Origin of the sequence: Pseudomonas mercuritolerans (assembly GCF_025706525.1) — a bacterium.
Classification (GTDB): domain Bacteria; phylum Pseudomonadota; class Gammaproteobacteria; order Pseudomonadales; family Pseudomonadaceae; genus Aquipseudomonas; species Aquipseudomonas mercuritolerans.
On sequence record NZ_JAMSHA010000008.1, the window covers coordinates 123,605 to 142,462 of the forward strand.

15 protein-coding genes and 2 pseudogenes are annotated in these 18,858 nt (G+C 59.5%); 11 read left to right on the forward strand and 6 right to left on the reverse strand.

Going from position 1 to position 18,858, the window contains the following annotated elements; translation table 11 throughout:
• Positions 1-9: 9 nt before the first annotated feature.
• A pseudogene (locus ND528_RS28300) lies at positions 10-96 on the forward strand (metal ABC transporter ATP-binding protein); the annotation flags it as partial.
• Between the two features lie 9 nt (positions 97-105).
• Here ND528_RS28300 and ND528_RS21810 read toward each other — a convergent pair.
• Both ND528_RS21810 and ND528_RS21815 read right to left on the reverse strand, forming a co-directional pair.
• Complete coding sequence (locus ND528_RS21810) at positions 106-744, reverse strand: Pr6Pr family membrane protein (RefSeq protein WP_263471222.1); 639 nt, start codon at positions 742-744, stop codon at positions 106-108.
• 1 nt (position 745) lies between these two features.
• On the reverse strand, positions 746-976 hold the full coding sequence (locus tag ND528_RS21815) for a VF530 family protein (RefSeq protein ID WP_073473244.1): 231 nt from the start codon (positions 974-976) through the stop codon (positions 746-748).
• Positions 977-1,307: 331 nt separating this feature from the next.
• On the opposite strand from ND528_RS21815, the gene ND528_RS21820 reads away from it, so the two are divergent.
• The 10 genes and pseudogenes from ND528_RS21820 (at position 1,308) to cmoB (ending at position 13,866) form a co-directional block, all read left to right on the forward strand.
• Positions 1,308-2,675, forward strand: coding sequence for a carbohydrate porin (locus ND528_RS21820; RefSeq protein WP_263471223.1), 1,368 nt, complete (start codon positions 1,308-1,310; stop codon positions 2,673-2,675).
• Positions 2,676-2,892: 217 nt separating this feature from the next.
• Positions 2,893-5,304: a glucose/quinate/shikimate family membrane-bound PQQ-dependent dehydrogenase gene (locus tag ND528_RS21825; RefSeq protein ID WP_263471224.1), complete on the forward strand. Its 2,412-nt coding sequence runs from the start codon at positions 2,893-2,895 to the stop codon at positions 5,302-5,304.
• 658 nt (positions 5,305-5,962) lie between these two features.
• A complete protein-coding gene (locus ND528_RS21830) occupies positions 5,963-6,295 on the forward strand; it encodes a hypothetical protein (protein WP_263471225.1) in 333 nt (110 codons plus the stop codon).
• 700 nt (positions 6,296-6,995) lie between these two features.
• Complete coding sequence (locus tag ND528_RS21835; protein WP_130910396.1) at positions 6,996-7,448, forward strand: hypothetical protein; 453 nt, start codon at positions 6,996-6,998, stop codon at positions 7,446-7,448.
• Positions 7,449-8,031: 583 nt separating this feature from the next.
• A complete protein-coding gene (gene lon, locus ND528_RS21840; RefSeq protein ID WP_024014191.1) occupies positions 8,032-10,446 on the forward strand; it encodes an endopeptidase La in 2,415 nt (804 codons plus the stop codon).
• A gap of 289 nt (positions 10,447-10,735) precedes the next feature.
• Positions 10,736-11,128 (forward strand): protease inhibitor I42 family protein, encoded by a 393-nt coding sequence (locus ND528_RS21845; protein ID WP_263471226.1) that lies wholly within the window; start codon positions 10,736-10,738, stop codon positions 11,126-11,128.
• A gap of 2 nt (positions 11,129-11,130) precedes the next feature.
• Positions 11,131-11,295: pseudogene (locus tag ND528_RS21850) on the forward strand (lysoplasmalogenase); the annotation flags it as partial.
• A 206-nt stretch (positions 11,296-11,501) separates the two neighbouring features.
• The gene (locus tag ND528_RS21855) at positions 11,502-11,984 is read left to right on the forward strand and encodes a hypothetical protein (RefSeq protein ID WP_130910397.1); all 483 of its coding nucleotides are present in this window, start codon (positions 11,502-11,504) and stop codon (positions 11,982-11,984) included.
• Positions 11,985-12,169: 185 nt separating this feature from the next.
• Entirely contained in the window at positions 12,170-12,913 is a 744-nt protein-coding gene (gene cmoA, locus ND528_RS21860) for a carboxy-S-adenosyl-L-methionine synthase CmoA (RefSeq protein ID WP_041479911.1), read from the forward strand.
• Positions 12,910-13,866: a tRNA 5-methoxyuridine(34)/uridine 5-oxyacetic acid(34) synthase CmoB gene (gene cmoB / locus ND528_RS21865; protein WP_263471227.1), complete on the forward strand. Its 957-nt coding sequence runs from the start codon at positions 12,910-12,912 to the stop codon at positions 13,864-13,866. The genes cmoA and cmoB overlap by 4 nt, the downstream gene beginning before the upstream one ends.
• Before the next feature lie 165 nt (positions 13,867-14,031).
• On the opposite strand, the gene tadA is transcribed toward cmoB, so the two are convergent.
• From tadA to ptsP, 4 genes are all read right to left on the reverse strand, one after another.
• Positions 14,032-14,532, reverse strand: coding sequence for a tRNA adenosine(34) deaminase TadA (gene tadA / locus ND528_RS21870; RefSeq protein ID WP_263471228.1), 501 nt, complete (start codon positions 14,530-14,532; stop codon positions 14,032-14,034).
• Positions 14,532-15,908 (reverse strand): multicopper oxidase family protein, encoded by a 1,377-nt coding sequence (locus tag ND528_RS21875; RefSeq protein ID WP_263471229.1) that lies wholly within the window; start codon positions 15,906-15,908, stop codon positions 14,532-14,534. Before ND528_RS21875 ends, tadA begins: the two co-directional genes overlap by 1 nt.
• Before the next feature lie 119 nt (positions 15,909-16,027).
• Positions 16,028-16,318, reverse strand: coding sequence for a PTS transporter subunit EIIB (locus tag ND528_RS21880; protein WP_263471230.1), 291 nt, complete (start codon positions 16,316-16,318; stop codon positions 16,028-16,030).
• A gap of 2 nt (positions 16,319-16,320) precedes the next feature.
• Complete coding sequence (ptsP, locus tag ND528_RS21885) at positions 16,321-18,849, reverse strand: phosphoenolpyruvate--protein phosphotransferase (RefSeq protein WP_263471231.1); 2,529 nt, start codon at positions 18,847-18,849, stop codon at positions 16,321-16,323.
• Between the last annotated feature and the right edge of the window lie 9 nt (positions 18,850-18,858).

Here is an 18,858-nt window from a genome sequence, read left to right on the forward strand (position 1 = left end):
AATTCCCCTGTGGGAGCGAGCTTGCTCGCGAAAGCGGTGTGTCAGTCAACATCCATGCAAACTGATACACCGCATTCGCGAGCAAGCTCGCTCCCACACTGGATCTCAACTTCGTGCGGACAATCTGCGGTCGAGACCGATAATCAGCAACCCCACCAGCACAAACCCCACCAAGATCCCGCCGGCATTCGCCAGCACCTGTGGATAACCCAGCACCGCCACATCAATGAACGGATACGCATAGGCGCCGAGCAGATGTCCGCGCAGCAAGGCGTAGATGAAATACACCAAGGGGTAGATCAGCCACAGCGGCAGGTGCCACAGGCGCAACGTGCCTTTGGGGACGCAGCGCCACCAATAGCCGAGAAACAGCAATGGCATGACGTCGTGGAGCAATTCATCGGCAACAAACTGCCAGCCTTCGGGATGCCACAAGTGCCGCAGCAGGATGCTGTAGGCCAGAGCGACGACGGCGATGCTCACAGCGATCCCGCTGCTGACCCACGGTTGCAGAAACCAGCGCCGCGCTGCGGATGCGCGCTCGGTGGCAGCGCAGGTCAATACCGTCGCCACCAGGGTGTTGGTCAATATGGTGAAGTAGCTGAAGAAACTCACCAGCCCGCCCAGCAGGCTGGCGCCGATGCTCAATCGTGCGAAGAGAATCAGGTACAGCTGAATTGCCAGCCCCGCCCAGCCCAACACGGCCAGGCCGGTGATCAGGCGTCGGCGCCTCGCGCTGTCCATCTCAGAGCGGTCGCTTGGTGCGCATCAGCTTCACGTACAGGCGTTCGACCTTCTCCCGCGCCCATGGGGTTTTACGCAGGAAGGTCAGGCTCGACTTGATGCTCGGATCGCTCTTGAAGCAACGGATGTCGATACGCTCGGCCAGCCCCGACCACTCGTAGTGAGCAACCAGTGCATTGAGGATCTGTTCGAGGGTCACGCCGTGCAGCGGATCGGGGGATTGTTCGTTCATGCCGGGCCTTTGGGCGAAGTGATGTGCAGAAGCCGCGCACCTTAGCCGAGGGGCCGGGCGGGTGGAAGGCCTTCCTTTCAAATGTAGGTCAAGGTCAAAAGATCGCAGCGTTCCGCAGCTCCTACAGGTACGCATTTCAACACGAGAGCTGCCGAAGGCTGCGACCCTTTTCGTACTGTTACCAAATCCGAAAGGATGCATGTTCATAAAAGGCCTTTGTCTTTTTGTTACAGATCATTATCCTGCCGCCCTTTCGCTGAAACGCTTCACTGCCTGCGACAATCTGAAGCGCTCAGCCAGCACTTGAAAAACATCAAAAAAAGACTTCTACATGCCTGACTTTTCCTTCTCCCGGGACAGCGCTATCTCTGCCCTGCGTACTCTTGGCGGCTGCACTGCCCTCGGCCTTGCCACCTGCGTCCACGCAGCTCCCGCGTTCGACAGTGAATCACCGTACATGCTCGGTGACTGGAACGGCACGCGCACGGAACTTGCGGAAAAAGGCTACGACTTCAAACTCGATTACACCGGCGAAATGGGCAGCAATCTGCACGGCGGTTACGATCACGACCGCACCGCCCGCTACAGCGACCAGTTCGGCCTTGGCACCCACTTGGATCTGCAAAAGATCCTCGGTTGGAACGACGCCGAGTTTCAGCTGACCATCACCAAGCGCAGCGGCAACAACATCAGCAACGACCGCATCAACGATCCGCGCGTTGGCGGCTTCACTTCCGCCCAGGAAGTCTGGGGCCGTGGCCAGACCACGCGCCTGACGCAGATGTGGTATCAGCAGAAATTCTTCGATCAGAAGCTCGACTTCAAGGTCGGTCGGTTCGGCGAAGGCGAGGATTTCAACAGCTTCCCTTGCGACTTCCAGAACCTGGCCTTCTGCGGCTCGCAGGTCGGCAACTGGGTCGGCGGCATCTGGTACAACTGGCCGGTCAGCCAGTGGGCGCTGCGGGTCAAATATCACCTGACGCCGGAGCTGTATGCGCAGGTCGGCGCCTATGAGCAGAACCCGTCGAACCTCGATCGCGGCAACGGTTTCAAACTCAGCGGCAGCGGCACGCAAGGTGCGATCCTGCCGGTCGAACTGGTGTGGACGCCGAAGCTCAACGGCCTGCCGGGCGAATACCGCGCCGGTTACTACTACAGCAATGCCAAGGCCTCCGACGTCTATAAAGACCGCAATGGCCAACCGGCAGCGCTGAGCGGCGAAGCCTACCGCAGCGCGTCGAGCAAGCACGGCGTGTGGCTGGGCGTGCAGCAGCAGGTGACCAGTATCGCCAGCGACCACTCGCGCGGCTTGAGCCTGTTCGCCAACGCGACGATGCATGACAAGAAAACCAATTCCATCGACAACTACGTGCAGGCCGGCCTGACCTACAAAGGTCCGTTCGATGCCCGCGCCAAGGATGACATCGGTTTCGCCCTCGCTCGTGTGCACGTCAACCCGGCCTATCGCAAGAACGCCGAAATGACTAACCGCGCCAACGCCGTCTACGACTACGACTACGACAATCCGGCGTTCCTGCCACCACAGGACACCGAATACAGCGCCGAGCTGTATTACGGCGTGCACGTGACCAACTGGCTGACCGTGCGCCCGAACCTGCAATACATCCGCCACCCCGGTGGCGTGAACGACGTCGACGACGCCCTGATCGGCGGGATCAAGATCCAGTCGTCGTTCTAAAGATCACAGTTAGCCCCTGTGGGAGCGAGCCTGCTCGCGAAGGCGGCCTGTCAGTCGCTGCAGTGTTGCCTGATACACCGCTTTCGCGAGCAGGCTCGCTCCCACAGGAATGCATTTCGTTAGCCGAACAAGTTTTTATCTGAACCATGCCTGCGCCAAATCGTCATCTAAAGTGACTACAGCGCGGGACTACATAAACGTCACGGAGAATCACACTATGAGCACCGAAAGTGCTTCGAGCCGGGGTCGGCTACTACCCGCCCTGCTCGGCATCCTGCTTCTACTGATGGGCCTGGCCATGCTGGCCGGGGGAATCAAGCTGAGCACGCTTGGCGGCTCGCTGTACTACCTGCTGGCCGGTATCGGCATCGCCCTGAGCGGCATCCTGCTGCTGATGCGCCGCCGCGCGGCACTGGGCCTGTACGCCATCGTGCTGTTTGCCAGCACGGTGTGGGCATTGTGGGAAGTCGGTCTGGACTGGTGGCAACTGGTGCCACGTCTGGCGCTGTGGTTTGTCCTCGGCTTCGTGATGCTGCTGCCGTGGTTCCGTCGTCCGCTGCTGCTCAACGGCCCGGCGAAAATCGGCACTGGCGGTCTGACCGTCGCGGTAATTCTGGCCGGCGTAACCGCTCTGGCCAGCCTGTTCACGCATCCGGGCGAAACCTTCGGCGAACTGGGCCGCGACACCGCAGACATGACCAGCACCGCACCGGCCATGCCGGACGGCGACTGGCAGGCCTACGGTCGTACCGAGTTCGGTGACCGTTACTCGCCGCTCAAGCAGATCACCCCGGAAAACGTCGGCAAGCTGCAGGAAGCCTGGCGCATCCAGACCGGCGACCTGCCAACTGCGGATGACCCGGTCGAGCTGACCAACGAAAACACCCCGCTCAAAGCCAACGGTATGGTCTACGCCTGCACCGCGCACAGCAAAGTGCTGGCACTGGACCCGGACACCGGCAAGGAAATCTGGCGCTTCGATCCACAGATCAAGAGCCCGGTCGGCTTCAAGGGCTTCGCCCACATGACCTGCCGTGGCGTGTCGTATTATGACGAAGCCGCCTATGCCAAGTCTGAAAACGCTGGCTCGGCCGTCATCTCCGAAGCCGGCCAGGCCGTCGCTCAAGCCTGCCCGCGTCGCCTGTACCTGCCAACCGCTGATGCCCGCCTGATCGCGTTGAACGCCGACACCGGCAAGATCTGCGAAGGCTTTGGTAACAAGGGCGTAGTCGACCTGACCCAAGGCATCGGCCCGTTCACTGCTGGTGGCTACTACTCCACCTCGCCAGCGGCGATCACCCGTGATCTGGTGATCATGGGCGGTCACGTCACCGACAACGAATCGACCAACGAGCCATCGGGCGTGATCCGCGCCTTCGACGTGCGCGACGGTCACCTGGTGTGGAACTGGGACAGCGACAAGCCGGACGCCACCGAGCCTCTGGCCCCGGGCGAAACCTACAGCCGCAACTCGGCGAACATGTGGTCGCTGGCCAGCGTCGATGAAAAACTCGGCATGGTTTACCTGCCACTGGGCAACCAGACTCCAGACCAATGGGGTGGCAACCGCACTCCAGGCGCAGAGAAATTCAGCGCCGGCCTCGTCGCCCTGGACCTGGCCACCGGTAAAGTGCGCTGGAACTACCAGTTCACCCACCATGACCTGTGGGACATGGACGTGGGCAGCCAGCCAACCCTGCTCGACATGAAAACCGCCGACGGCGTGAAACCTGCGCTGATCGCCCCGACCAAACAGGGCAGCCTGTACGTCCTCGACCGGCGTGACGGCACGCCGATCATTCCGATCAAGGAAATCCCGGTACCGCAAGGCGCTGTCAAAGGCGACCACACCGCACCGACCCAGGCCCGTTCGGACCTCAACCTGCTGGCCCCGGAACTGACCGAAAAAGCCATGTGGGGCGCCAGCCCGTTCGACCAGATGCTGTGCCGCATCCAGTTCAAGGAGCTGCGTTACGAGGGCCAGTACACCCCGCCATCGGAACAGGGCAGCCTGATCTATCCGGGTAACGTCGGCGTGTTCAACTGGGGCGGCGTCTCGGTCGATCCGGTTCGCCAGCTGCTGTTCACCAGCCCGAACTACATGGCCTTCGTCTCGAAAATGGTCCCACGCGAGCAAGTCGAAGCCGGCAGCAAACGCGAGAGCGAAACTTCGGGCGTGCAGCCAAACACCGGCGCGCCATACGCGGTGATCATGCACCCGTTCATGTCGCCACTCGGCGTACCGTGCCAGGCCCCGGCCTGGGGCTACGTCGCCGGTATCGACCTGACCACCGGCAAAGTCGTGTGGAAACGCAAGAACGGCACCAGCCGCGACAGCTCGCCAATCCCGATCGGCTTCACCCTCGGCGTACCGAGCATGGGCGGTTCGATCGTGACTGCCGGCGGCGTCGGCTTCCTCAGCGGCACCCTCGACCAGTACCTGCGCGCCTATGACGTGAATACCGGTAAAGAGCTGTGGAAATCGCGTCTGCCAGCCGGCGGCCAAGCGACCCCGATGACCTACACCGGCAAGGACGGCAAGCAATACGTGCTGCTCGTTGTTGGTGGCCACGGCTCGCTGGGCACCAAGATGGGTGACTACATCATTGCGTACAAACTGCCGGAATAAGATTTAACGGCGGTAAAACAAAGGCGCCACCTTGTGAAGGGTGGCGCCTTTTTACATAGAGGAGCGCTCAAAATGCTCCATCCACGGCAGAGCATGTACCAATGAAGGCTATCCTATTTCGCTCGCGGCTATTTGAGCGTCGATTGACTGTTGTACATCCGCCAAGGTTGCAAACAGACCGCCAAGGTTCCCGGCAGAGTAGAGAATCTGGAAACGGTAGCCTGAGTTGGCAGGACCATGTTCCAAAATGGTCCAGCCTCGATAGGTTGTCGTAATAGGGGAACTGATAATTTATCTTCTTGATTTTGCGCACTTCCCTAGTGTGAAATCGCCCTACCAATGTCGTACAACATTATAAAAACCGTCAACTGTCAGAGTTGATAGGTATTCAATACGCATTCGAGATAAGGACCAATCCGAAGCGGAATATGAACAACTCTGGGAAAGAGTGCGCCTTCCGCATTAAAACCCAAAGAGCATAAGCTCGATCGAAACCCAGCAAAAACGGACTAAAAAACTGTCATCTATGACAGTAGCCATCTATATCAAAAAAGATGAGGATGCAGTCGCATTAATAGCACTTCTTGCCAGGAAAGTAACTGCGCACCTCCTGAGCCGTGGTTCCGGAAGCTGCATTGAATATTCAAGGAGATCAACCATGAACAATACGAGAAACAGGGGCGCTGCGCTCTTGATAACCATCATGGCGCTGACTGCTTCAACGTTTGTCAAAGCCGACGCACTTACAGACAAGGCAAACAATTGCAATAAGGCGCTGAGTGAGCTGAAGACTATCGGAGTGACGCCTGGCGAATACAGTTGCGAAGCAAATACGAAGAAGGAAATGTACTGGCGAGCCTATGCACCAGGGGAGTTATTTAGAAAAATTCTTGATATTTGCGAAGCAAATGGACCAGTCACATCAGTTCCCTATGAATTATCAGAAGTCGTTGCGTGTAACTACTACTCTCCAGCGGGCTTTAGCAAATAACTGCACTACGACATATTTGGACAAGCGATCCCATAGCTGATGATGCCGGCGGGTTAGTGCTAAACAATGTGCTTAAGATGGCGAGTCTCCTGTGGGCGCTAGCCTGCTAGCGATTGCGGCCTGACATCCAACATCTGGGTTTACTGAAAGTGCCCCATTTCAAGCAGGCTAGCTCCCACAGGTTGAAAAGTGTTTGTCTTTGGGAAAGGTGCTTGTCCTACAGATGTTGAAAGTGGCGCGGAGTTTTCCGACAGTCGCGTCGGTTGTGCCTCGGAAATCGGCTGGATAGGCTCTGGGGGGCGCTGCAAATTCAGCAAATTTCTCGGCCTGTTTGCTGGTCTCAATCATCAAGCTCTATTCTGTCGCACCATAGATCACCCGAAAATGCCTCATATTTTGAATTGTATAACTCTGTCTACTGTCAGAAATTACAGCGACTCAAGACAGGTTCGAGATGGACCGCAATGAATTTGATCTATGGGTGATTCGCCAGATCGAGATGACCTCCCGATAGACATCGCCTTTTCTGTATTTACTCTTTTCAGAATCACCAAAGATAAGTTGTGCCCCCCCTATATAACTGGCCTTGGTAGCATAAGATCGCGAATAGGCATAAAAACCTGTCAGAGGTGACAGTTAACCTTTTATGCCGTTTCTTCCAGACTTTCTTCTCCCACCCAAGTCAGTCAAGGAAGCACACGTGATAACTCCAAAAGCGTCTCCAGCGGTCTTCGCAGTCGGTTCACTCACCGTAGATGTGAAAGGCACCATTGGCGGTACATATTTAGACCTGACCAGTTATACGGCGACCGCCTCATCGGTATCTTTCAATCCGTTAGGGGGTTACGACTTTTCCTTTCGGGAAAACGATGGCTTGTCGAGCAAACGAACCCTGTCCATCTCGCTTCGCAACCTGCTGATTCCCTCCCCACCCGACTACTCTGAAAGTGTCGTTACGGAACGGGGCATCTTCGTCTATGAATATGACATGAAGTCCTCTTCAACTATCGCGGTCACTCAACCCAACCCCAACCTATACCGATATGCCTTCAACGATTTCAAACTTTCCGGCAAGGCACGACACACGGATGACACGCGTGAAATCACCTGTAACGGGTTCTTTCTGCTTCAGGAACTGACGTGGCCTTTGTAATGAGCTTGGTCAGGTAAACCCGTACCCAAATGCAGAATGTAAAAAAATCAAAAGCCCCTCACCCTAACCCTCTCCCAGAGGGAGAGGGGACTGACCGAGGTGTTTGGAAGAGGTACGCCGACGTGCGATACCACGCTGAACTCAGACTTTGAAAAACACATAAACCGGCCCCCTCTCCCTCGGGAGAGGGCTGGGGTGAGGGGCAAATCCACCACAAAACCAAAGCCGACTACGCTGTGCTCCTCACCACTCGATAGGCCGAGTGTCAGCTCGCCGGCTCTTGATCTTGATCCACGGGCGACGTCGGAAGGCTGAGTGGTGGGATTGATCCGGGCGTGGGAGCGCAGCGACCGTTTGGCGCAGCCAAACACAGAGAGGAGGTGCAGCGAAGCAAACCGTAGGCGCAGCACCCGAAGCAAGGATATACCCCTAAACCCCAAGAACCTGGTCGGCCCAAAGGCCGCCAAGTCAAAAGCGTGAACCCTGTCAAAACCCTGAACACACAAGTAGAAACACCGCCCCCCATTGAAACCACCCAAACCCTGCCCCATCTAAGACCCATACCCCATTGCGCAGGTGCCCCATGACCGACCAGCAAGATCGCCCGGACAACCACGACGACTACGAAACCGACCACATCGAACACACCTCCTCCGGCACCGGCCTGGCGCTGCCCGGGCAAAACCTGCCGGACAAGGTCTACATCATCCCGATCCACAACCGTCCGTTCTTTCCGGCCCAGGTCCTGCCGGTCATCGTCAACGAAGAACCGTGGGCTGAAACCCTCGAACTGGTCAGCAAATCCGAACACCACTCCCTGGCCCTGTTCTTCATGGACACGCCCCAGGAAGACCCTCGCCACTTCGACACTGGCGCCCTTCCCGAATACGGCACGCTGGTCAAGGTCCACCACGCCAGCCGCGAGAACGGCAAACTGCAATTCGTCGCCCAGGGCCTGAGCCGCGTGCGCATCAAGACCTGGCTCAAGCACCACCGCCCGCCGTATCTGGTCGAAGTCGAATACCCGCATCAGCCGACCGAGCCGACCGACGAGGTCAAGGCCTACGGCATGGCGCTGATCAATGCGATCAAGGAGCTGCTGCCGCTCAACCCGCTGTACAGCGAAGAGCTGAAGAACTACCTCAACCGTTTCAGCCCCAACGACCCATCGCCGCTGACCGACTTCGCCGCCGCCCTGACCTCCGCCACCGGCCCCGAGCTGCAAGAAGTGCTCGACTGCGTGCCGATGCTCAAGCGCATGGAGAAAGTCCTGCCGATGTTGCGCAAGGAAGTCGAAGTCGCGCGCCTGCAAAAGGAGATTTCGGCAGAAGTTAACCGCAAGATCGGCGAGCATCAGCGCGAATTCTTTCTCAAGGAGCAACTCAAGGTCATCCAGCAGGAACTTGGCCTGACCAAGGACGACCGCAGCGCCGACCTCGAACAGTTCCAACAGCGCCTCGAAGGCAAAACCCTGCCGGCGCAGGTGCAAAAACGCCTCGAAGAAGAAACTCACAAACTGTCGATCCTCGAAACCGGCTCGCCGGAATACGCGGTCACGCGCAATTATCTGGACTGGGCAACATCGGTACCGTGGGGCGTGTACGGCGAGGACAAACTCGACCTCAAGCACGCGCGCAAAATTCTCGACAAACACCATGCGGGCCTCGACGACATCAAGGATCGCATTCTCGAATTCCTCGCCGTCGGTGCGTACAAAGGCGAGATCAGCGGCTCGATCGTGCTGCTGGTCGGCCCGCCGGGTGTGGGTAAAACCAGCGTTGGCAAATCCATCGCCGAATCCCTCGGCCGGCCGTTCTACCGCTTCAGCGTCGGCGGCATGCGCGACGAAGCCGAAATCAAGGGCCACCGCCGCACCTACATTGGCGCGCAGCCGGGCAAACTGGTGCAGGCGTTGAAAGACGTCGAAGTGATGAACCCGGTGATCATGCTCGACGAGATCGACAAGATGGGCCAGAGCTATCAGGGTGACCCGGCCTCGGCACTGCTGGAAACCCTCGACCCGGAACAGAACGTCGAATTCCTCGACCACTACCTCGACCTGCGCATGGATCTGTCGAAGGTGCTGTTCGTCTGCACCGCCAACACCCTCGACTCAATCCCCGGCCCGTTGCTGGACCGGATGGAAGTGATTCGCCTGTCCGGCTACATCACCGAAGAAAAGGTCGCCATCGCCAAGCGCCACCTGTGGCCGAAACTGCTGGAAAAGGCTGGCGTATCAAAAGGCAGCCTGAGCATCAGCGACACCGCGCTCAAAGCCCTGATCGACGGTTATGCCCGTGAAGCCGGCGTGCGGCAGCTGGAAAAGCAAATGGGCAAACTGGTGCGCAAAGCGGTGATGAAGCTGATCGACGATCCGAAAGCGGTAATCAAACTCGGGCCGAAAGACCTTGAAGCCTCGCTCGGCCATCCGGTGTTCCGTAACGAACAAGTGCTGTCCGGCACCGGCGTAATTACCGGCCTGGCCTGGACCAGCATGGGCGGCGCCACCCTGCCGATCGAAGCCACGCGGATTCATACCTTGAATCGTGGCTTCAAGCTCACCGGGCAACTCGGCGATGTGATGAAGGAATCGGCGGAGATTGCCTACAGCTACGTCAGCTCGCACCTCAAGCAGTTTGGTGGTGACGCGAAGTTCTTCGACGAAGCCTTCGTCCACCTGCACGTACCCGAAGGCGCGACGCCAAAGGACGGCCCGAGCGCCGGCGTGACCATGGCCAGCGCCCTGCTCTCCCTCGCACGCAATCAGCCACCGAAAAAAGGCGTGGCCATGACCGGCGAATTGACCCTGACCGGGCACGTATTGCCGATCGGCGGCGTACGCGAGAAAGTGATCGCGGCGCGCCGGCAGAAGATTTTCGAGCTGATTCTGCCGGAGCCGAACCGGGGTAATTTTGAAGAACTGCCGGATTATCTGAAGGAAGGGATTACTGTGCACTTTGCCAAGCGGTTTGCGGATGTGGCGAAGGTGTTGTTTTGACCGGTAGCCCGTAGCCCCTCACCCCAGCCCTCTCCCCAGGGAGAGGGAGCCGACCGAGTTGGCTTGCGCTATTCATCGACCTGAAATACCGAGGCGATTATGGATGCGCTGACGCGCGCTCAGGTCGGCATACCTCGCCAATATCCCGCGGTCAGTCCCCTCTTCCTCTGGGAGAGGGCTAGGGTGAGGGCTTGGCGTTAGTCCAGTAAACGCGGCACCCGGCTGTCACACTTTGTCTCATCTTCAGTTATGCTCGCCGTTCGTCGTAACCGCCGGAGCTGCTGACCCCATGTCCCCCACTCGCCTGTTTCTCCCCCTCGCCCTTTCCTTGCTGGCCGCCTGCGCCACGCAACCGAAACACAACGTGACTGTGGAAAAACAACGCGAATGCCCCGTGCGGCTCAACGTCGGGCAAAACCTGATCATCAGCCTGCCAAGCAACCCGACCACCGGCTACCGCTGGGCAATTCAGGATTCGGCTGGCGGCGTGTTGCGCGCGCTCAGCCCGGAGGTTTACAGCAATCCGGAAGATGCCGGCGTGGTGGGCGCAGCGGGGGTTTCGACCTGGCGCTTCCAGGCCTTCGCGGCCGGCACCGGGCGTTTGCGCCTGACTTCGCAACAACCGTGGGCACCGGAAGTGCTGCCAGTGGAAACCTTTGACTGCGCCATTTCGGTAAATTGATCGTGTGCTGGCTGATTCTGGCGCTGATGGGCGCGGTGACGTTTCTCTACGGTGTCAGCACCCATGCGGCGTTGCTGTGCCTGTTGGTCATACCATTGCCGTTGCTGGCGCTGCTCGGCTGGCTGCACGATGCGCCGCCCAGCGACTATCGGCGCTGGATCAGCCTGGTCCAGCTACCGGCTGGACCAGTAGGGCATCGCCGCTTCGGCGTTTAATAACGATGAAAAACTTAACCAAAGTTCATAACCATAAACTGCTCAACGTATCTCGAAACGTTATAAAAACCTGTCAGTTCTGACAGTAGCCGGTATATTCCTGCCTGCTTAGTATTCCTTGGGTTAACTCATCACCAATCTAAACAAGGAAGAACACCATGAGCTTTTTCAAGAAGAAAACTTCTGCACATCAGCTGGATCCTTTTATCTCCGTCAACTGCGATCTCAAGGCCAAAATTTCCAACCGAGTAGAGCTTTATACTCAAAACTTTGAATTCGCTCAGGACAGCAACAGCGATTCGATTGCACTGCTTGGGCGTGCCTATGAAAACGGCTTTGGCAGTTCAAAAAAAGGGATGAGCTTCGTTTTTTCCCGCAATATTCAATCAGACACTTATACCCCTGGCGCAGCGTTCCCGTTTCAAGAACTCTATTATTTCGAGTCTGGCGCCAATGACGATTTCTTGACTTTCTACACTTACAAACCTGAAAGCGGGAGTGTTTCCGTTGAGGTCGTGGCAAACAGCTCTGAACAGTTGAGCTACATTTTGAACTTTGACTTTAAAGGCAAGGACGATAGGACCGAAACTCTGCGAGTCGTTGGTGAAGCAAAATTCAATGTATTTATGCGTAGTCGGTAATTCACCCTGATGATGAATGACCAAGTCTCGCTCCTCGACTTGGTCATTCATTGCTCCTTCCCGCCATCCGCTGCACGCGCTGCCTGGCAGAGCAATATCCCCGCGCTTTATCAGACAACCCAAGCATCCGCGTCCCACTTTGGCTAAAATGCCGGCCTTTTCCACCGACACCGCCGGACACCGCCGTGAGCAAAGAACCCGATCGCCTATTCGCCCAGCCCTTGGCCCAGGTGCCTGACTTCGCCTTCAATGAAGACGTGGTGCGGGTGTTCCCGGACATGATCAAGCGCTCGGTGCCGGGTTACCCGACCATCGTCGAAAACCTCGGCGTGCTCGCCGCGCAATTCGCCCAGCCCAACAGCGTGCTCTACGACCTCGGTTCGTCGCTCGGCGCAGTCACTCAAGCCCTGCGCCGTCATGTGCGCACCGACGGTTGCCGGGTCATCGCGGTGGATAACTCGGCGGCGATGGTCGAGCGCTGTCGCGAATACCTCAACGGTCAGGATTCGATGTTTCAGGAACTGCTGCCGGTGGAGGTAATTGAGGGCGATATCCTCGCGCTGCAATTTGAGCCCGCCTCCGTAGTCGCGCTGAACTTCACCCTGCAATTCATCGCCCCGGACCAGCGCACCGCGTTGCTCTCGCGGATTCGCCAATCGTTGTTGCCCGGCGGCGCGCTGATTCTCTCGGAAAAGCTGCGCTTCAACGATGCCGAAGAGCACGCGCTGCTCACCGACCTGCACGTAGCGTTCAAACGCGCCAACGGCTACAGCGAACTGGAAATCGCCCAGAAGCGCAGCGCCATCGAAAACGTCATGAAACCCGACAGCCTCGAAGAACACCGCGAACGCCTGCTGGCCGCCGGGTTCTCGAAAGTCGTGCCGTGGTTCCAGTGTCTTAACTTTGCCTCGTTGATTGCCTTGCCATGATTGATCTGTCCCCCCTCGCCCGCCGTCTGGCCGGTACTCCGCTGGCCGAATGGGCCAACACCCTGCAAGCGCAAATCGACAAGAAAATGGACAAAGGCCACGGCGATCTGGAACGCTGGCAAAGTGCGCTGGACGCCTTGCCGAAGATCCAGCCAAGCGAAGTCGACCTGCTCAACGGCCTGAAACTCGACACCGACTGCGACGACGACACGCGCGCGCAGATGCGCACCGCACTGATGGGCCTGTCGCCGTGGCGCAAAGGGCCGTTCGATCTGTTCGGTGTGCATGTCGACACCGAATGGCGTTCGGACTGGAAGTGGTCGCGGGTCTCCCCGCACCTCGACCTGAAGGGCAAACGCATCCTCGATGTCGGCTGCGGCAATGGCTACTACATGTGGCGCATGCTCGGCGCCGGTGCCGACAGCGTGATCGGGGTCGACCCGAACTGGCTGTTCTTCTGCCAGTTCCAGGCGGTGCAGCGTTACTTGTCCGAGCCGAATGCCTGGCACCTGCCATTCCCGTTCGAAGACCTGCCGCCGAATCTGGAAGGCTTCGACACGGTGTTTTCCATGGGCGTGTTCTACCACCGCCGCTCGCCGATCGAGCATTTGCTGGCTCTGAAGGATTGCCTGGTCAAGGGTGGGGAACTGGTGCTGGAAACCCTGGTGGTCGAAGGCGACAAGCACCAGGTGCTGGTGCCGGAAGATCGCTACGCGCAGATGCGCAACGTGTGGTTTTTGCCGTCGGTGCCGGCGCTGGAATTGTGGCTGCGTCGGGCCGGGTTCAGCGATATTCGCTGCGTGGATGTCAGCACCACGACAGTGGAGGAACAGCGCGGGACTGAGTGGATGAAGTATCAGTCGCTGAGTGATTTTCTTGATCCGGAGGATCACAGCAAAACCATTGAAGGGCTGCCGGCGCCGATGCGGGCGGTTATCGTCGCCAGGAAGTAAGCGTATTTTCCCATGACCGCGGTGGGCCTACCCCTCACCCCAGCCCTCTCCCCAGGGAGAGGGAGCTGATTGTTGAGCTTTCCAAACTTGCATCCGACTCGGTATTTCAGGTCGGCGGATTTGGTCCATCCAACTCGGTCGGTCCCCTCTCCCTCTGGGAGAGGGTTAGGGTGAGGGGCTTTTGGTGCGTCTGGCGCGGAAAAACTCGGTCAGCACCGCGCCACATTCCTCAGCCAGCACCCCGCCCTCATACAACACCCGGTGATTCAAAAAGCCCTGGCTGAAAAACTGCCCCTGACTCTGCACAATCCCGGCTTTCGGTTCCAGCGCGCCATACACCACCCGCGCCACCCGCGAATGCACGATCAGCCCGGCGCACATGCTGCACGGTTCCAGCGTCACATACAGCGTGCTGCCCGGCAGGCGATAGTTATCCACTGCCTGCGCGGCGGCGCGGATCGCGACCATTTCGGCGTGGGCACTCGGGTCGCTGGTGCTGATCGGGCAATTGAAGCCGCGACCGATGACCACGCCATCCTGCACCAGCACTGCGCCCACCGGCACCTCACCGAGGGCGGCGCCCTGTGCGGCGAGGGTCAGGGCTTCGCGCATGAAGTCGCGGTCGCGGCTGCGGTCGATGATCGCCGCCGGGCGGATCTGGCGCATCACTTCACCTCGATCGCGGCCATCAAGCCGGTTTCCATGTGGTCGATGACATGGCAGTGGAACATCCACACCCCTGGGTTATCCGCCACCAGCGCCACTTGCGCACGCTCGTTCTTGCCCAACAGATAGGTGTCGGTGAAATACGGCACGACTTTGTGCCGGTTCGACGCGATCACCTTGAAGCTCATGCCGTGCAGGTGGATCGGGTGCTGGTACTGGGTCATGTTCTTCAATTCGAAAATATAGCTCTGGCCCAGTTTCAGGCTGGCAATCGGCCGGTCAGCACAGGTCTTGTCGGTGATGTCCCAAGCCTTGCCGTTGATCTGCCACAGGCTCGGCGGTTTGCCGTTTTCGGTGTTCACCGAGACCGAGCCGACCCATTCGAAATTGAAGTTGAGTTTCTCCGCATTGGCCAGATCCGGCTCGGCCACCGGGTTGGGCGGCAGGGCTTTCGGCCAGTCCGTCGGCGCGTCGGTATTGGCGACTGAACGCAGCGTGCCCAGACGCACCGGGCCGTTACGCAGCGACAACTCTTCACCCGCCGCCGGGGCCTTGATCGCCAGGCAAATGCGCATGCCAGGGCCGAGCCAGTATTCCTTGCCCAATGGTCGTGGCTCGACAGGGTTGCCATCCAGCGCGTAGATCTTCGCTTCGACCCCAGGAATATTGATGCGATAGGTCAGGGTGTTGTCGAGGTTGAGCAAACGCACCCGGGTGATCTGCCCGGCCGGCAGATCAATCACCGGCAACGGTACACCATTGATCGTCGACAGCCGCCCGGCGGTACCGCCACGGGCCGCTTCGCGGGGGATGCTGAACTCGACGAACTGGCCTTGCTCGTCGATGTGCCAGTTCTTCAGGCTCAGGGTTTTCTCGTACTTGAACCCGGTCGGCTCGCGTTCTTCGATGATCAGCGGCCCGACCAGCCCGCGCCCCAGTTCCTCGCTGCTGCTGACATGCGGGTGATACCAGTAGCTGCCAGCGTCCGGCACGCGGAATTTATAGTCGAAATATTCGCCCGGCAATACCGGCAGTTGCGACACATAAGGCACGCCGTCCATTTCCAGCGGCAGGCGGATGCCGTGCCAGTGGATGGTGGTCGCCACCGGCAGGTGATTGATGAAACGCACCCGCAGCCATTCACCCTGGCGTACACGCAACTCGGTGCCCGGCGCCGACGGGCCGAATGCCCAGGCCTCGGTCTTGTGCCCCGGCACCAGCTCCACATCGAGCGGCGCGGCGATCAGTTCATAGTCGTGGCCGGCCTCGGCGTCGGCCATCTTGCCCAGCCAGTAACGCGACGCGCCTCCCGCGCCCACGCCAACGACAACAAGACCGGCCAGGCCACCGAGGATTTGGCGACGGGTAAAGGACATGAACTCAACTACCTCACGTATCAGCGACAGACCCCGAGGGATCCGCAAAAAGGCGAATACGATACACCCGCAGTTGAGAAACAGTAAGGGCGACCTGCGGCCGCACGTCTTGTCGGCCCTTATGCGCGCAGCCCGGTAATCAGGTGCAGCACGCCACCTTCAAGCGGCATAACGCCCGCCACACCGGCCACACTCAGGGCCTGACGGTCGACACGGGCCTCGTCATGCAGCGCCACGCGCACCCGGGTCAGCGCCAGCGGTTGCTGCGACTTGAGGTTATCCACACCGCCCAGCGCCGCCACGATCTCGGCGCTCAGGCCGGCAACCGAATCGGCGGCAGCTTTCACCTCTTCCGGCACCAGATCCGGCGTCAGTGCTTTCCAGAATGCCTGCTGCAATTTGTCGAACATGTTCAATTCTCCATAATCGGCGAGGCAGCGATGTTGGCCTCATGAAAGCGCTGCAAGGCTTCGCGCACATCGCCAGCGCTTTCCAGGTTCGAGACCTGTTCGGCGATGATGCGACAGTCGGCCAGATTCACCTCGCGCACGGCCGACTTGATCGCCGGAATCAACGGCACGCTCACCGACAATTCATCCACCCCCAGCCCCAGCAGCAACGGTACGGCGAGACGTTCAGACGCCATGGCGCCGCAGACGCCGACCCATTTGCCGTGGGCATGCGCAGCCTTCACCGTCATCGCGATCAGGCGCAGCACCGCAGGGTGAAAACTGTCCGCCTGGCTGGCCAGGCGCGGATGATCGCGATCCATGGCCAGGGTGTATTGGGTGAGATCGTTGGTGCCGATGGAAAAGAAATCCACGTGCGGCGCCAGCACATCGGCCATCAGCGCAGCGGCAGGCACTTCGATCATGATCCCCAGTTTCGGCAAGTGCATCAGTCCCAGCACCCGCGCCTCCTGCTCGAGGATGTGCCTGGCCGAACGCAGCTCGGCAAGATTGCTGACCATCGGCAACATGATGTGCAGACGCGTCAGCTCCGAGCAGGCCAGCACGGCGCGAAATTGCTCACGCAACAGTTGCGGTCGCTCAAGGCACAGACGAATGCCGCGCAGGCCGAGGAAAGGATTGGTTTCGCTGTCCATCGGCACATATGCCAGCGGTTTGTCGCCACCGACATCGAGGGTGCGCACCACCAGATTGTGGGCCGGCCCGATGGTGCGGGCGATGGCGCTGTAGGTGGCCACTTGTTCATCGTGGCTCGGCGCTTGCTGCCGATCCAGATAGAGAAACTCCGAACGCAGCAGTCCAACGCCACTCGCGCCCAGTTCCATGGCTTGGGCGGTTTCGCCCTGCGAGGCAACGTTGGCGGTGACTTCGATGTGCTGACCGTCACGGGTACAAGCCGCTTCGCTGGCCTGGGCCAGTTCCTGCTGATGACGCTGGCGCTGGCGCTCATGTCGCGTGCGCAATTGATCGATGGACTCGGCGTCCGGGTGCAACTGCAATTCGCCTTTGTCGGCATCGAGCAGCACCCGCGTGCCGTTGCCGAGCCCGAGCATTTGCAATGGCATACCGCAGATCGCCGGCAAACCGCAGGCTCGCGCGAGGATCGCGACATGGCTGGTGGCGCCCCCGCCAACGGTGGCAAACCCGAGCACCTTGCGCGTGTCGAGCCCGGCAGTCTGTGAAGGGGTCAACTGATCGGCGATCAGAATGGTGTCGTCCGGCAACTCCAGCGTCTGCTCGTGAACACCGAGGATCAGCTTCAGCACGCGCTGGCCGACATCATCCAGATCCGCCGCGCGCTCAGCCAACAAGGCATTGCCCAGCGAGCGAAACATCGCCGCCGTTGCATCGGTGCTGGTTTTCCAGGCAAACGCTGCGCTTTTGCCTTCATCGATCAAGGCATGGGCCTGATCCAGCAGGCTCGGGTCGGCCAGCAGCTCCTGATGCGCCTTGAAGATCTCCGCCTGCGCTAGGCCGCTGGCGGTGTCGCGCAGATGTTGCAGGGCCATGTCGGCTTCGATCAGGGCCTGGCTCAACGCCTCCAGTTCATTTGGCGGCTCGGCGCCGAACTCGTTGACCAGAAGCGACGCTTCGACGATCTGCATGACTTGGCCCAACGCCGAACCGGGCGAGGCGCAGACACCGCGCAGGATGTTCGGCATTTCTGCCGCATCGGCTTCGACCGGTGCGGGCGCTGTCACCGCTTCGCCGCAGCCTTCGCTCAGCAATCGGCCCAGCGCTTCGACGGCGGCTACGGCATCTTCACCTTCGGCGCTGACCTGCACACTGTCGCCATGGGCCGTTTGCAAAGCCATGATTGCCACCAATGATTTGCCGTTGGCTTGCGCTTGCAGCTTGTGCAGATGGATGGCCGCTGAAAATGCTTTGGCCGCTTGGGCAAATACTGCCGCCGGCCGAGCGTGCAGACCGTTGGGATTGGGCAAGTTGATCGGCTGCGAGAACACCGCATCGCCCGGCACCGGCGCTGTGTTTTCGCTGGCGGCTGCGCCGACCACGACGTCCAGCACTGGCTGGCCCACCTCGACCAACCCGGTTGAGCCAACGAGCGAATCGAACGGCTCGCCGCTGACCACCAGCATCAAGGTCAACAAACTGCGCGCGTGCAGGGCAATGTAGTCAGCATCGAAGTCGATCAGCGCCTGCCCCGCTTCGACCCGCTGCCCCGCTTCAACGCGACGGGTGAAACCTTTGCCGGCGAGATTCACCGTGTCCAGGCCGATATGCATCAACACCTGCACACCCGCGTCACTGGTGATGGTGAGCGCGTGCCCGCTGGCCTGCACATCGCTGACCACACCGGCCAACGGTGCGCAGAGCGTTGACGAAGTCGGGTCGATGCACAAACCGTCGCCGATGATCCGCCCGGCAAACACCGGGTCGGGCACCTGGTCCAGCGCCATCAGCACGCCGGATAAAGGAGCCAGCAGCTGCAATTGTTGGGGTGTGGCCATGACATCACC

Coding starts and splice junctions, on each gene's coding strand:
- ND528_RS21855 (WP_130910397.1), top strand. CDS start 11,502: ATGAGCTTTTTCAAGAAGAAAACTTCTGCACATCAGCTGGATCCTTTT.
- lon (WP_024014191.1), top strand. CDS start 8,032: ATGACCGACCAGCAAGATCGCCCGGACAACCACGACGACTACGAAACC.
- ND528_RS21825 (WP_263471224.1), top strand. CDS start 2,893: ATGAGCACCGAAAGTGCTTCGAGCCGGGGTCGGCTACTACCCGCCCTG.
- ND528_RS21830 (WP_263471225.1), top strand. CDS start 5,963: ATGAACAATACGAGAAACAGGGGCGCTGCGCTCTTGATAACCATCATG.
- ND528_RS21880 (WP_263471230.1), bottom strand. CDS start 16,318: ATGTTCGACAAATTGCAGCAGGCATTCTGGAAAGCACTGACGCCGGAT.
- ND528_RS21815 (WP_073473244.1), bottom strand. CDS start 976: ATGAACGAACAATCCCCCGATCCGCTGCACGGCGTGACCCTCGAACAG.
- ND528_RS21875 (WP_263471229.1), bottom strand. CDS start 15,908: ATGTCCTTTACCCGTCGCCAAATCCTCGGTGGCCTGGCCGGTCTTGTT.
- cmoB (WP_263471227.1), top strand. CDS start 12,910: ATGATTGATCTGTCCCCCCTCGCCCGCCGTCTGGCCGGTACTCCGCTG.
- ND528_RS21820 (WP_263471223.1), top strand. CDS start 1,308: ATGCCTGACTTTTCCTTCTCCCGGGACAGCGCTATCTCTGCCCTGCGT.
- ND528_RS21845 (WP_263471226.1), top strand. CDS start 10,736: ATGTCCCCCACTCGCCTGTTTCTCCCCCTCGCCCTTTCCTTGCTGGCC.
- ND528_RS21810 (WP_263471222.1), bottom strand. CDS start 744: ATGGACAGCGCGAGGCGCCGACGCCTGATCACCGGCCTGGCCGTGTTG.
- tadA (WP_263471228.1), bottom strand. CDS start 14,532: ATGCGCCAGATCCGCCCGGCGGCGATCATCGACCGCAGCCGCGACCGC.
- ptsP (WP_263471231.1), bottom strand. CDS start 18,849: ATGGCCACACCCCAACAATTGCAGCTGCTGGCTCCTTTATCCGGCGTG.